This is a genomic window from Nannocystis pusilla, from assembly GCF_026626665.1.
Lineage (GTDB): Bacteria > Myxococcota_A > Polyangia > Nannocystales > Nannocystaceae > Nannocystis > Nannocystis pusilla.
Genome location: NZ_JAPNKE010000002.1, coordinates 4,666,396 through 4,680,329, shown reverse-complemented (window position 1 = coordinate 4,680,329; position 13,934 = coordinate 4,666,396). Strand labels below are relative to the sequence as shown.

The 13,934-nt window shown below is 72.7% G+C and carries 11 protein-coding genes; 3 read left to right on the top strand and 8 right to left on the bottom strand.

The window, feature by feature from the left end; translation table 11 throughout:
• Positions 1-5 precede the first annotated feature (5 nt).
• Positions 6-2,336, top strand: coding sequence for a TonB-dependent receptor (locus OV079_RS20570; RefSeq protein ID WP_267770546.1), 2,331 nt, complete (start codon positions 6-8; stop codon positions 2,334-2,336).
• Positions 2,337-2,993: 657 nt separating this feature from the next.
• On the opposite strand, the gene OV079_RS20565 is transcribed toward OV079_RS20570, so the two are convergent.
• From OV079_RS20565 to OV079_RS20540, 6 genes are all read right to left on the bottom strand, one after another.
• Positions 2,994-4,676 (bottom strand): hypothetical protein, encoded by a 1,683-nt coding sequence (locus tag OV079_RS20565; protein WP_267770545.1) that lies wholly within the window; start codon positions 4,674-4,676, stop codon positions 2,994-2,996.
• Between the two features lie 477 nt (positions 4,677-5,153).
• Positions 5,154-5,732, bottom strand: coding sequence for a hypothetical protein (locus OV079_RS20560; RefSeq protein WP_267770544.1), 579 nt, complete (start codon positions 5,730-5,732; stop codon positions 5,154-5,156).
• A gap of 143 nt (positions 5,733-5,875) precedes the next feature.
• A complete protein-coding gene (gene cysN, locus OV079_RS20555; RefSeq protein WP_276603585.1) occupies positions 5,876-7,789 on the bottom strand; it encodes a sulfate adenylyltransferase subunit CysN in 1,914 nt (637 codons plus the stop codon).
• A 322-nt stretch (positions 7,790-8,111) separates the two neighbouring features.
• Positions 8,112-8,840, bottom strand: coding sequence for a hypothetical protein (locus OV079_RS20550; RefSeq protein WP_267770542.1), 729 nt, complete (start codon positions 8,838-8,840; stop codon positions 8,112-8,114).
• Complete coding sequence (locus OV079_RS20545; RefSeq protein ID WP_267770540.1) at positions 8,837-9,403, bottom strand: hypothetical protein; 567 nt, start codon at positions 9,401-9,403, stop codon at positions 8,837-8,839. The genes OV079_RS20550 and OV079_RS20545 overlap by 4 nt, the downstream gene beginning before the upstream one ends.
• Before the next feature lie 3 nt (positions 9,404-9,406).
• Positions 9,407-9,784 carry a hypothetical protein gene (locus OV079_RS20540; RefSeq protein WP_267770539.1) on the bottom strand — a complete coding sequence of 126 codons (378 nt, stop codon included), beginning with the start codon at positions 9,782-9,784 and terminating at the stop codon, positions 9,407-9,409.
• Between the two features lie 249 nt (positions 9,785-10,033).
• Between OV079_RS20540 and OV079_RS20535 the strand changes: the two genes are divergently transcribed.
• Complete coding sequence (locus tag OV079_RS20535; protein ID WP_267770538.1) at positions 10,034-11,665, top strand: IgGFc-binding protein; 1,632 nt, start codon at positions 10,034-10,036, stop codon at positions 11,663-11,665.
• Entirely contained in the window at positions 11,635-11,769 is a 135-nt protein-coding gene (locus OV079_RS20530; protein ID WP_267770536.1) for a hypothetical protein, read from the top strand. Before OV079_RS20535 ends, OV079_RS20530 begins: the two co-directional genes overlap by 31 nt.
• A gap of 72 nt (positions 11,770-11,841) precedes the next feature.
• Here the strand turns inward: OV079_RS20530 and cysD are convergent, their stop codons facing one another.
• Positions 11,842-12,747 carry a sulfate adenylyltransferase subunit CysD gene (gene cysD / locus OV079_RS20525; RefSeq protein WP_267770535.1) on the bottom strand — a complete coding sequence of 302 codons (906 nt, stop codon included), beginning with the start codon at positions 12,745-12,747 and terminating at the stop codon, positions 11,842-11,844.
• Between the two features lie 10 nt (positions 12,748-12,757).
• Positions 12,758-13,735 carry an FAD-dependent oxidoreductase gene (locus tag OV079_RS20520; protein ID WP_267770534.1) on the bottom strand — a complete coding sequence of 326 codons (978 nt, stop codon included), beginning with the start codon at positions 13,733-13,735 and terminating at the stop codon, positions 12,758-12,760.
• Between the last annotated feature and the right edge of the window lie 199 nt (positions 13,736-13,934).

Genomic DNA, 13,934 nt, shown 5'->3' with positions numbered 1-13,934 from the left:
CGGCCATGTACTTCGGAGCATGTTTCAATGCGCAGGCTGCTCCGTCGCCGCGGCCGCCGCGGCCGCCGCCGCAGGTCAGCGAGCCGTGCGCGGGGCGCGACGACTGCGGCACGCTGCGGGCGCGGGTGCGGGCGGCGGGGCTGCGCACGGCGCTGGCGGAGGTGCGGGTGGTGATCGTCGGCGCCGACGGGCACACGACGGCGATCGAGACCGACGCCGCCGGGCGCCTGGCGGTCGACCTGCCGCCGGGGAAGGTGCGGGTGGTGATCGCGGCGCCGGGCTTCGAGCGGCTCGAGGAGACGGTGGAGATCCGCCGGCGGGCGACGACGGAGCGACAGCTGTTCCCGCGGCCGACCGAGTGGAACCCGTACCGCACGGTGGTCCGCAACACCACGGAGAAGCGGCCCGAGGCGGGGGCGCGGTCGCTGTCGCGCGAGGAGATCGCGACGATGCCGGGGAGCCAGGGCGACCCGCTGCGGGCGCTGCAGAACATGCCGGGGGTGGCGCGCACGCCGGGCGGGCTGGGGCTCCTGGTGCTGCGCGGGGCGAGCCCGCTGCAGTCGGGGGTGTTCGTCGGCGAGCACCCGGTGCCGCGGGCCTTCCACGCGCTGGCGCTGGCGAGCGTGGTGCCGGCCGACGTCATCGAGCGCCTCGACTTCGTGCCGGGCAACTTCGACAGCCGCTACGGCAACGCGTCGGGCGGGATGGTGGTGATCGAGCCGCGCCGCGGGCGACGCGACGGGGTCCACGGGCACCTCGGGGTCGACCTGCGGGCCGCGAGCGCGCTGGTCGAGGGGCCGCTCGGCAAGCGCGGGTCGTTCATCATCGGGGCCCAGCGCGGCTACGTGGACGCGGGCCTGCGTGCGTTCATGTCGGTGACCGATTCGAACGGGACGGTGCTGCCGACTTATTATGATTACCAGGCGATGGTCGACTTCCCGCTGAAGCGCGGGGCGTCGATCTCGGCCCGCGTGCTCGGGGCGGGCGACCGCATCCGCTTCCGCTTCCGCGACTACGAGAAGGAGGGCGGGTTCACCGACGCGATCGACTACCGCTCGAGCTTCCACCGCGTCGACTTCACGTACCGGCAGAAGGTGGGGGCGTGGTCGGCGATGGTGTCGCCGGCGCTGCGCTTCGACGTCGGTCGCCAGCTGATCGCGGTGGAGGAGCGCGAGCAATTCCGCCGCGACTACGTCGGATCGCTGCGGGCCGAGCTGCAGCGGTCGATGTCGAAGCGGTTCGACGTGATCGTCGGCGCCGACCTGATCGTCGACCACTACCGCGCCCGCGGCCAGGTGCCCGACGGGAGCAGCTGGCCGCCGCCGGAGCAGTCGGCCCGCGGCGAGCAGACGTGGCTCGGGCTGTACTCGTCGGGGCGGCTGCGCCTGGGGTCGCTGCTGCTGGTGCCGGGGTTCCGCGCGTCGGCGTTCGCGGTCGGGTCGGAGCGGGCGTTCGCGCTCGATCCGCGGCTCAACGGGCTGTGGGAGGTGAGCGACCGCTGGCGCCTGCGCTTCGGCGCGGGCCTGTACTCGCAGTCGCGGCTGTCGGAGTTCGGGGTCGACGCGCGCATCGTGCCGAGCTCGGGCCAGATCGGGACCAACCAGGTGGTGCTGCCGGCGTACTTCGCCAACTTCGAGCCGGCGTTCGCGGTGTTCCCGGGACAGAACTCGCTGCGCGTGATCCGGGCGCTGCAGCTGTCGGCCGGGGCGTCGCACGACCTGCCGGCCGACATGACGATCGACGCGACGGGGTTCTACCGCGACCAGGACAACGCGGTGCCGCCGCTGTCGCTCGGCGGGTTCCCGACGCGGATCTCGTACGGGCGCACGTACGGGCTCGAGCTGCTGCTGCGCAAGCCGCTGACGAAGCGGCTGTACGGCTGGATGGCGTACACGCTGATGCACAGCGAGCTGCTGTTCGCGCAGCAGCACGGCGACCCCGGCGGGCGGCGGCCGGGTGACTTCGATCAGCGGCACAACTTGACGATCGTGGCGTCGGTGAAGCTCGGCCGCGGCTGGCAGATCGGCGGCCGCTTCCGCCTGGTGTCGGGGCAGCCGTACACGCCGGTGGTCGGATCGATCGAGTACGAGGGCGGGTACCTGCCGATCCGCGGGCTGCAGAACTCGGCCCGCTTCCCGCCCTTCCACCAGCTCGACCTCCGCGTCGACCGGCGTTGGATCTACAAGCGCGTCAGCTTCCTCGCGTACCTCGACGTGCTCAACGTCTACAATCACCAGAACGTCGAGATGTACGTGTACAGCTACGACTTCCGCGACACCGTCGGCGGGTTCGGCCTGCCGATCTTCCCGTCGCTGGGGCTGCGGCTCGATTATTGAGGCGCGTCAGTGGCGGGCGGCGAGCGCTCGCAGGCGCTGCCGCGCTTCGGCGTAGCGGGCGAGGTCGCCGGTGGTCGGCGCGTCGTCGTCGTCGGGGCCGCGGATCAGCGCGAACAGGGCCGGGTAGTCGCTGACCTGGCGCCGACGGGCGCGCCAGCGGTGCAGCAGCGACTCGCAGGCGTGGCAGCGGACGAGGTAGCTGGGATCGCTGACGGCCCGCAGGAGCGCGGCCTCGTCGGCCTCGCCGGCGAAGGCGCGCAGGGCGACGGCGGCGTCGACCCGCGGCGACCATGGCTGTCCTTTGGACCAGGTCTCGTCGAGGATGGCGACGAGGTGATCGGCGAGCCGCGGGTCGGGGGCGAGGGCGTGGAGGACGCGGACGAAGCGTACGCGGGTGGCCGGGGAAGCGGTGGGTCGCCGGCGTCGAGGCGGGCCCGCACGGCGGCGATCGTGGGCGCGTCGCCCATGGCGGCCAGCGCCTCGGAGGCGTGGTCGTCGCCGAGAGAGCGACCGAGCCGCAGCATGGCGAGGGCCCGCTCGCGCGCCTGTCCTTGAGCCCGGTGACCGCGTCGACGTCGAGGCCCTCGTGCCAGATGTGATAGCCGGAGCCGAAGGTCTCCTCTTTCCAGCGGCTCCAGGTCGCGGCGAGGTCGGTCATCAGGGGGCTCGTAAGGGGCAGCATAGAGGTCGGAGGTCAGGGAGGAAGCGGCCGGCGTAGATGTCGAGCTGGCCGGCCGAGACGAGCTGCACCGGGTCGTGCGCGAGCTCGGGGTCGAAGGCGCCGGCGATCGCAATCTCGCCCGCAGGCCCGACGCCGAGGCCGGGGCCGGCGGTCGCGACCTGACCGACGAGGTGACGACCCCACACGAAGTTGCCGGCGCTGGTGAGCTTGACGAGCAGGGCGCCGGGGGCGTCGCCGAGCGGGCCGCCGCCGAGGTCGATGGGCTCGTCGCCGAGCGGCAAGTAGGCGACGACGCGGCCGGTGCCGTCGACGGCGACGCCGGGCGGCTCGGCGCCGAGGTTGAAGCCGCTGCGGGCCCAGCGGAGGCCGCCCTTGCCGTCGAAGGCGGCGACGTAGCCGCCGAGCTCGCCCTGGCCCGGGGCGGGCAGCGAACCCTCGCCGAAGTCGAGGCCGCCGCCGTGGACGCCGGCGACGACGAAGCTGCCGTCGGGCGCGGCCGCGAGGGCACGCACGCGATCGTCGCCGGGTCCGCCGAGCTGGGTGCCCCACTGCGGGACGCCCTCGAGGTCGAGGCCGGCGATGAAGCCGTCGAGGCCCTGACCGAGCAGGTTGATGTCGGCGATCTGCAGGCCGCTCTCGAGCTCGCCGCCGACGAAGACGTCGCCGGTCGGCGCGACGGCGACCGCGTGCGCGGTCTGGTCGGCGGCCGAGTGCGGCAGCCAGCTCCACGCCGGCCCGGCGACCGGGTCGAGGCCGACCGCGAACAGGTCGCGCGCGAAGCTGATCGAGTGGTCGGCGCCGAGCACGAGTTCGCCCGCGTAGCCGCCGACGACCACGAGGTCGTCGCCCGGGGTGACCGCGAGGTCGAGGGCGGCGACGTCGTCGCCGCCGAACACGTGGAGGATCGAGGAGGCGCCGTCGGGGTCGAGGACGGCGACGAAGCCGGGCTGCTTGCCGAGGCCGTCGGCCTGGTGCGGATCGAAGAGCAGCTGGCCGCCGAAGTGACCGGCGACGGCGATCCGATCGTCGGTCAGGGCGACGACGGCGTCGAGCGCCTGCAGGCCGACGCCGGAGAGTTGACGGATCCACACCTGCTCGCCGCTCGGATCGAGGCGCAGGACGAAGGCGTCGCCCTCGAGCGGATCGGCGGTGGCGGTGATCACGTCCGGGGCGGTGCCGAGCTCGCCGGTGAAGTTGCCGACGACGACCACGCTGCCGTCGGACAGCACGGCGACGTCGGTGGCCTGCTGGATCGCGGCGTCGCCGCTGCGGCGCAACCATTCGAGCTTGCCCGAGCACTCGAGGCCGCCGAGGCACTCGTCGTCGACGTCGGGGCAATCGCTGGTGCAGGTATCATTGCCGTCGGTCAGCGCCGCGGTCGTCGAGCTCGTGCTGTCGGGGTCCGGCAGCCCCTCGGTCGGATCGGCGGGACCCTCGGTCGGATCGACGCTGCCGGTGCTCGCGGACCCTTGGGTGCTGACGCCGCCGCCGCTGGTCGGAACGCCGGTGCCGGCGGTTTCGTCCGCAGAACCACTCGCCGGCGCGTCGTCGTCGTCGTCCACCGCGGTCGACGGATCGCCCTCCGAGAGCGCGAACAGAGGGTTGGGCCTGGTGCACGAGACGGAGGCGGCGACCAGCAAGACGACGCGACGCGACATGCAAGCGAAGATACGAATGAACCACCGGCCGGCGAATGACGGCAGACCGCGGCGAGGCGACAGACGGGCGGCCAGGCCGGCTGCGAGGGGGCGCGCGGCGATCTCGGAGGTGTCCTTCGGGACATGCGAGTCCGGCGGGGCGTCCGCGCCGCGGGGGAAGCGCCCGCGAACGGCGGCGTTTCACGGCGCTGATTCTGCGATCCGGATCACACGATCGGCGAATGCGAGTCCAGCGGGCCCGCGCCTCGATGCGACTCGCGGGCCGGCGCGAGGCGACAGTGCATCCGCGAGCGGCGGGCGATGTCACGCGAGCGTGGTGCGGCCGCGATGCCTGTCCCAGAGGACAGGTGTATGCGTGAGGGCTGGCGACTCGCCGTCTTGAGAGATGCCTCGCAGTCGCGCGCCCGGCGGAGGCGAAGCGGCCGTCGTGAGCGCGGGAGGCCGAGTCACGCGAGCGGTGTGACGCCGATCGCGGCGCTACTCGCCGGCGCGCTCGCGCGGGGTGGTGGCGGCGAGCAGGAACGCGGCGACGAGGGTGACGTGGACCGCGAGGCCGAACGGGCGGTGGCCGAAGGTCTGGAAGTGCAGCCAGAAGGTGGCGCCGGTCAACACGACGCCGCCCCAGCGGGTCAGCCAGCGCGGGCCGAGCGGGCGGTCGGCGGCCTCGGCCTCGGCCTTGGCGTAGAGGTAATAGATGCAGGCGACCGCGGTGAAGCCGATGAACGACAGGCGCAGCGGGATGTCGGGCGCCTGCAGGAGCGCGCCGGCGTGGAGCACCAGCACCGCGTGGATGATCGAGAGCGGGACCTGGATCACCTGGGCGGCTCGCCCGCGGTCGTGCAGGACGCTGGCGATCGCCACGGCGAGGCCGAACAGGAACGGCGCGCCGAAGATGAACAGGCCGAACAACGCGGCGATCGGGTCGCGCGCGCCGATCGCCAGCAGCCAGTCGAGCACGCTGGCGTCGCCGACGATCGGGAGGGCGATGGCGGCGAACAGGGTGAGGCCGAGGGCGGCGCTGTGGCGCGGGAGGACGGGCGAGCCGGGTTCGACCATGCTCTCAGGATAGCAGGATCGGCGGGAGGCGGCGACCTGTCCCATGGAGCAGGTCACAAGAGACAGGCGAGAGCGTCGACCGACGGCGCCGCGGTCACGCGGCGAGAGCGTCGGCCGACGGCGCCGCGGGTCACGAGAGAGCGTCAGCCGACGGCGCCGCGCGAGCGCAGCAGCTCGACCAGCGCGTCGACGCAGGCGGCCTCGCCGAGCTCGTGCGTCGGCAGGACCAGGTCGGGGGCGACGGGGGCCTCGTAGGCGGCGCTGACCCCGGGGAAGGCCTTGATCTCGCCGGCGTCGGCGCGAGCGTACAGGCCGGTGCGGTCGCGCGCGCGGCGGACGTCGAGCGGGGCGGAGAGGTGGACCTCGAGCGCGCGGCCGGGGCCGATGACCTGCCGGGCCCGGGCGCGCACGGCCTCGTGCGGGGCCACGAAGGCGCAGATGCAGATAAGGCCCGACTCGTTGAACAGGCGGGCGACCTCGGCGGCGCGGCGCAGGTTCTCGCTGCGGTCGTCGGCGCCGTAGCCGAGGTCGCGCGCGAGGCCGCGGCGCATGGCCGGGCCGTAGAGGACGGTGACCGCGCGGCCGGCGGCGAACAGCCGCTGCTCGAGGGCGTAGGCCAGGGTGGCCTTGCCGGAGCCGGGCAGGCCGGTGAGCAGGAGGGTGACGGCGCGCTGGCCGAAGCGCTCCTCGCGGGCCTCGCGGGTGACGGCGCTGCGATGGTCGCGGCCGCCCTCGTCGACCCCGGGCGCGGCCCACGGATCGGCGCCGCCGCTGCGGTCGCCGCGGTCGCACAGCATGCCGGCGCCGACGGTGCCGTTGGTGGTGCGGTCGATGATGATGAAGCCGCCGGTGGCCTGGTTGACGGCGTACGGGTCGAAGTTGAGCGGCCGGTGCAGGGCCAATGCGCAGCGCCCGATCTCGTTCATCGCCAGGCCGTCGGCCGGGCGCCGCTCGAGGGTGGCGACGTCGACGCGGTGCAGCACGGCCTCGAGCTCGCCGGGGACGGTGCGCGTGTTGTGCTTGATCAGGTAGCTGCGCCCGCGCACCAGCGGCCGCTCGTCCATCCACACGACCATCGCCTCGACCTCGCTGGCCTGCTGCGGCTCGCCGCCGGGGCGGACGATGACGTCGCCGCGGCTGACGTCGACCTCGTCGGCGAGGACGACGGTGACGGCCATCGGCGCGTGGGCCTCCTCGAGGTCGCCGTCGAAGGTGACGAGCCGCTTGACGGTCGAGCGCGCCCGCGAGGGCAGGACGACGACCTCGTCGCCGACGCGCAGGACGCCGGAGGCGATCGAGCCGGCGAAGCCGCGGAAGTCGTGGCTCGGCCGCAGGACCAGCTGGACGGGCAGGCGCAGGTCGCTGAGGTTGCGGTCGCTGGCGATGTGGACGGTCTCGAGGTGGGCGAGCAGCGGCGGGCCCTGGTACCACGGCATGCGCCCGCCGGCCTCGACGACGTTGTCGCCGTCGCGCGCGGAGATCGGGATGAAGGTGATGTCGTGGATCTGCAGGCCGGCGGCGAAGTCGGTGTAGGCGCGCCGGATGTCCTCGAAGACAGCCTCGTCGAAGCCGACGAGGTCCATCTTGTTGATGGCGACCACGAGGTGCTTGATGCCGAGGAGGCTGCAGATGTAGCTGTGCCGCCGCGTCTGCGGCATGACGCCGTGGCGGGCGTCGATCAGGATGATGGCGAGCTGGCAGGTGCTGGCGCCGGTCGCCATGTTGCGGGTGTACTGCTCGTGCCCGGGGCAGTCGGCGATGATGAACTTGCGCCGGTCGGTGCTGAAGTAGCGGTAGGCGACGTCGATGGTGATGCCCTGCTCGCGCTCGGCTCGCAGGCCGTCGGTCAAGAGCGCCAGGTCGAGCTCGCCGCCGGTGGTCCCCTGGCGCACGCTGTCGCGCCGGATCGCCGCCAGCTGGTCCTCGTAGATCGCCCGCGTGTCGTGCATGAGCCGACCGATCAGGGTCGACTTGCCGTCGTCGACGCTGCCGCAGGTCAAGAGACGCAGGAGCTCCTTCTGCTGGTGGCGCTCGAGATAAGCGTGGATGTCGGTCATGGCGGCGGCGGGCACGAGCTTGCGCGGCAACCGGGCCCCGTGGCAACGGGCCGGGCCCGTCGCGCCGGCGGCGCTCGCAGGGCTCGACGGCACCGGCGTCGCTGGGTGCGCGTCGGTGCCGCGGGGCCGCTGCGGTTGAGTTCGCGCACGCGGCTGCGGCCGCGGACGTGGGGTCCGATCGCGGTGGTAGACCTGCCGGGGCGCCTGGGGCGGGCGTCGCCGTTCGGGGGAGGCGACGCCCCCGGATGACTTCATGGACATGTGCGAGAGGACATGTCTTGAAGAACATGAGCGATAGGGCATGTCTCGAGAGACATGGCGATCAGCGCGGGCAGGCCAGGGAGTGGGTGGCGACGCCCTCGCCGTAGATCTTGTGCTCGGGGAAGCGCTCGCGCAGCTGTTCTTCCAGTTTGCGGGCGACCCGCCAGGTGGCGCGCTCGTTCTGGCGCACGATCGTCATCGCGTTGCCGCCGCGGGTGCGGCGGAGGGCGTCCACGAGGCCGGCGCCGCCCTCGGCGAGCCAGTCCTGCAGCTCGGCGCCGGCGGCGAGCAGGGCGCCGCACGGGCGCCAGGCGCCGGCGAGCGGCTCGGTGCGGTAGCAGCAATGGTTGACGACGACGTCGCCGGCGAGCTCGCCGTCGATCTCGATCTCGAACACCGAGAAGTGATCGAGCAGGCGGGCCAGGACCTCCTGGCGGCGCAGGACCTCGGCGCCGGAGGTCGTCGCGGTCGCGGCGGCCTGCTCGGTGGCGGTGCGCAGCTGCTCGAGGGCGGCGCGCAGCTCGGTCTGGGCCTCGGTCGCGCGCGCCAGCTCGGCGCGGGCCGCCTCGGCCTCGGCGGTGGCGGTGGCGTGGGCCTGGCGCGTTCGTGCCAGCTCGGCGGGGTCGACCTGCTGCGCGCGCAGCTGCTGCAGCTCGCGCTCCATGGCGGCGGCGGTGTGCGCCGAGGCGTCGAGCTGGCCCTCCTGGATGGTGGCGAACACGAACAGCACGACCATGAAGACGTCGAGGAGCGGCAGCAGATCGAGCGCGTGACGGCGGCGGCGCTTCACGGGGCGGTCCCCTCGGGCTTGTGTTCGAGGCCCTCGAGCAGGGCCTCGCGGACGTGCTGCGAGGCGCGCCCCAGCAAGCTCTCGCAGGCGCCGGCGACGAGCGACAGGGCGATCGCGCCGACGAGGCCCCAGAAGGTGGTGCCGAGGGCCATGGGCAGGCGGGCGCGGAAGCCCTCGAGGTCGGTCGGGTCGGCGCTGACGAGGGCGAACACGGTGCCGAGGATCCCGAGGTGGACCGACAGCTGGGCGAAGCGCTCGACCCAGCCGATGCGCTCGCCGAGGCGGATCAGGGTGCGCGCGGCCGGCTCGACCTGCTGGCCGCTGAGCAGGCGCGCGAGCTCCTCGAACGACAGATCGACCACGGGCGCCGACTCGAGGCGGCGGCGGATCGGGTGGTTTTCGGCCAGCTGGGCGCCGATCTTGCGCAAGACGACGAGGCCGCCGGCGAGCACGTCGCGCTGGCGGGCCGCGCCGCGCAGCCAGCCGAGCGAGAGGGCGATCATCGCCAGGGTCGCGGCGAGGACGACGATGCTGAAGGGGTCGAACAGCGCCTGCCAGAACACGCGCTACTCCGATACGACCTGGGCCTTGGCGCCGCGGCCCTGCACGCAGGCGCGGAGGGCGTCGACGGCCCGCTGGGCCCCGGCGGTGGCCTCGATCTCGACGGTGGTGCCGGCGGCCTGCTCGGCGCACACGGCGTCGCAGGGCCGCAGCGGGCTGCCCTCGCCGACGCGGCACTGCTCGCCCTGGACGACCACGCGGACCCGGCCCTCGGCCTTCGCGGCCGGCTTCGCCGGCTCCGCGGCGGCGGGCACGGCCTGGCCCGCGTTCGGGGACAAGCCGAGGCCGGAGAAGCAGTCGTTGAGGTAGCCGGCGACGAGGGCGACGAGCACCCCGAGAAAGGCGACGAAACCGGCGCGGGAGGGACGGGGACGGTCGCTCACGTCTGCGACGATGACCGACTGCGCCGCGTCGCGCAACCGCGGCGGGCTCGGGCCTCGGCGTCAGCGGGCCGAGCGGTGGGTGGTGGAAGGGCCCGCAGGGCGGCTCGCTGTCATTGTCGTCACGGTCGAGCGAGCCATCGGCTCGCGCGTGCGGCCCGGGGGACCCATCGCGGGCGATCCCCCGTGCGAGCGCATGCGCAGGCCCGCGGTGCTTGCGATCGCCGCCGCGATCTCCGCTACAGTGCGCCCATGTTGCGTGACTGCATTCGTGTTTCGTGCGGCCTGCTCGCGCTGGCGGCCTGCGGCGACAGCGGTGGCCGCGGCGTCGGCGGGTCGGCGTCGGCGACGGTGACGATCACGGGCTTGCCGCCGGTCGGGACGTCGACCTCGACCGGTGATTCGGGGACCGGCACGACCGCGCCGACGACGAGCGGCACGACCACCACGGCGACCACCACCAGCGACACCGGGTCCGCCGATTCGGTCACCTCGATCGGCCTCTGCACGCCCGGCGAGCTGCAGTGCGACGGGCCGAGCGCGGTGCAGGTGTGCGCCGACGACGGGCAATCGTGGCTGCCGCCGACGCCGTGCGCGGCCGACCAGGTGTGCGACTTCGGGGTGTGCAAGTCGCTGTGCAACAAGGCGCAGACCGACGCGTCGTCGGTCGGCTGCGAGTACTTCGCGGTCGACAACAACAACGACCCGGCCGAGGCCTATGATTCGCAGCCGTACGCGGTGGTGGTGTCGAACGTCGACCCGGCCAAGACCGCGAACGTGCAGGTGCAGACGCACGACGGGGCGGCGTGGACGACGATCCAGCAGGCGCAGATCGGCCCCAACACCCTGTTTCAATTCGACCTGCCGGACCGGCACATCGACTACACCGGGGTCAACCCGCGCGGCGCCTACAAGGTCGTCAGCGACGTGCCGATCATCGCCTATCAATTCCAGCCGATCAACGGCGAGACCTCGTACACCAGCGACGCCTCGCTGCTGCTGCCGGTCAACGTCTACGACCAATATTATTACGTGGTCGGCTGGGGCGAGAGCAGCTACGGCAACGCCCAGCTCGACATCGTCGCGGCGAAGGACGCGACCACGGTGACGATCACCCCGGCGGCGCCGACCGACGGCGGCGGGCCGCTGCCGGCGCTGCCGCCCGGTCAGCCGTACACCCTGCCGCCGATGAACGAGGGCGACGTGATCCAGATCGAGTCGTCGGTCAACATGCTGTCGGGCACGTACATCTCCTCGGACAAGCCGATCGGGGTGTTCTCCAATCACTGGTGCGCCAACGTCCCGAGCGCCGACACCTGCTGCTGCGACCACCTCGAGGAGCAGGTCTACGGGCTGCAGACGTGGGGCGACACCTACGTGGCGAGCCGCTTCCCGGTGCGCAACGTCGGCACGCCGGAGCCCTCGTACTGGCACCTGTTCGCGGCCGAGGACGGCACGCAGGTCCACGTCGACCGCCACCCCGAGGTCACCGGGATCCCCGCCGACGACTTCACCATGACGAAGGGGCAGCTCGTCACCATGGCCGTCGGCGGCACCGAGGCCAACCCCGGCGACTTCGTGGTCACCGCCGACAAGCCGATCTATTTGATGCAGTACATGTCGTCGTCGTTCAACACCAACGTCCCGGCGCTGCAGGCCGGCGACCCGGCGATGGCGCAGGCGGTGCCGCTGGCGCAGTACCGCTCGAGCTACGTGATCCTGATCCCCAGCAACTGGCTGTTCGACCGCATCGTCCTGACCAAAAGACAGGTGCGAACATCACCCTCGACGGCGCGCCGGTGGCCCAGAACACGTTTACCAAGGTCGGCGCGTCGGAGTGGGAGGTCGCGCGGGTGCCGGCCGACGACGGCGTCCACGTGCTGACCGGGGACCAGCCGTTCGGGGTGATCGTGATCGGCTACGACGAATACGACTCGTACGCGTACCCGGGCGGGCTCGACCAGAAGCAGATCAACCCGCAGGGGTAGGGCTCAGGGGACATGTCTGCCGAGACATGTCCCGACAGGCATGCTCTCGCGGACATGCCCGTGAGGGCAGCTTTAGAAGTAGCCCTCTTTCTTCTTCTGCTCCATGCTGCCGGCCTCGTCGTAGTCGATGAGGCGGCCCTGGCGCTCGGAGTGGGTGGCGACCAGCATCTCCTCGATGATCTCGGGGACGGTGGCGGCCGGGCTCTCGATCGCGCCGGTGAGGGGGTAGCAGCCGAGGGTGCGGAAGCGGACCTTGCGGAGCTGCGGGACCTCGCCGGGGAGCAGGCGCATGCGGTCGTCGTCGACGGCGATGAGGGCCCCGTTGCGCTCGATGCAGGGGCGGTCGGTGGCGAAGTAGAGCGGGGTCAGCGGGATCTGCTCGAGGTGGATGTACAGCCACACGTCGAGCTCGGTCCAGTTCGACAGCGGGAACACGCGGATGCTCTCGCCCGGGTTGACCTTGCCGTTATAGGTGTTCCACAGCTCGGGCCGCTGGTTCTTCGGGTCCCACTGCATCTGCTTGTTGCGGAACGAGTAGACCCGCTCCTTGGCGCGGGCCTTCTCCTCGTCGCGGCGGGCCCCGCCGAAGGCCGCGTCGTAGCCGCCCTGGCGCAGCGCCTGGACCAGCGCCTGCGTCTGCATGGCGGCGCTGTACTTGGGCGTCGGCGTGTCGAACGGATTGATGCCGTCGGCCAGCGCCGCCTCGTTGGTGTAGACGATGAGGTGCATGCCGTGGGTGGCGGCGAACCAATCGCGGTACTCGAGCAGCTCGCGGAAGTCCCACGTGGTGTTGATGTGCAGCAGCGGGAACGGCAGCGGCGCCGGGTGGAACGCCTTGCGCGCCACGTGCAGCATGCAGGCCGAGTCCTTGCCGCCGCTGAACAGGAGGACCGGGCGCTCGAACTCGGCGGCGACCTCCCGAATGATGTGGATGCTCTCGGCCTCGAGCTGGCGCAGGTGGGTCAGCGTTTGCGACATGGCTTTTCGGTCAGGGCTGAAGGACCAGGTGCGCGGTCGCCTCGGCGCAGCCCCACGAGAGGGTGACGCCGGCGCCGCCGTGGCCGTAGTTGTGGACGACGAGGCCGCCCGGGCGCGCCTCGGCCTCGAGACGGACGGCCGGGCGCGCGGGGCGGAGGCCGACGACCACCGACAGGACCTCGGCGTCGGCCAGCGCCGGCTCGAGGCGGGCGCAGCGGGCGATGATGCCGGGCGTGCGGGCGGGGTCGGGCGTGGTGTCCTCCTCGCGCTCGTCGGCGGTCCCGCCGAGGACGACGTCGTGGCTGCGCGGGACGATGTAAGTGATCCCGCCGCCGCTGTACTCGTCGATCCACACGCGAGAAATGCCGGGGTTACGCACCCTCACGACCTGACCTCGCACGGCGTAGAGCGAGGGATCGGGGACGAGCTCGCGGGCGCCGAGGCCGGTGCAGTCGACCACGCGCGGGCAGTCGCGCACGGCCTCGTCGAGGCTCGAATAGGCGTGGACGGTCAGCTCGCCGCCGGCCGCCTCGACCTGGCGCATGAGCCAGGGCAGGTAGATGCCGGTCTCGATCACGAACGAGGTGAATCGATGGCCCGCGCCGTAGCCGAGCGGGAGGTCGGCCGTGGGCACGAAGCGGAAGTCGGGCAGCTCGCTGGCCCAGGCGGGCGGCGGGGCGAACTGCGGGAACACCTCGACGGTCTCGCGGCGCAGCACGCCGGACTCGGGGGCGGTGCGCGTCAGCTCGGCGAAGCGCGCGTAGCTGGTGCGCGCCCACGGAGCCACCATGTCCTCGGGATAGGCGCGATACGGGTACCAGAAGGCGGCGGCGACGGCCGAGGTGGTGCCGGCGACGTAGGCCCGGGCGGCCACGCGGACGCGCTTGCCGGCCCGCAGCAGGCAGAGGGCCGTGGTCAGGCCCGCGACGCCGCCGCCGAGCACGAGGACCTCGGCGGGGGTGGATAACGCGCTCGGGCGGGCAGCCATGCGGGCGGTGAATGTAGCCGACGCGCGCGACTGCGGGCAGTGGCGGACGGGGTGCGTCAGGCCGCGACGCGCAGGCGCATGCGCAGCGTCACGCCTCGCGCGAGGTTCGTGGGGTCTCCCGGCCGCTGCCCGGGCGTCTGCGGGCGCAGATTCTCTGCTGCCGTCCGTCGAAATTAGCGCTTGAAGGCCGGGGGAGGGA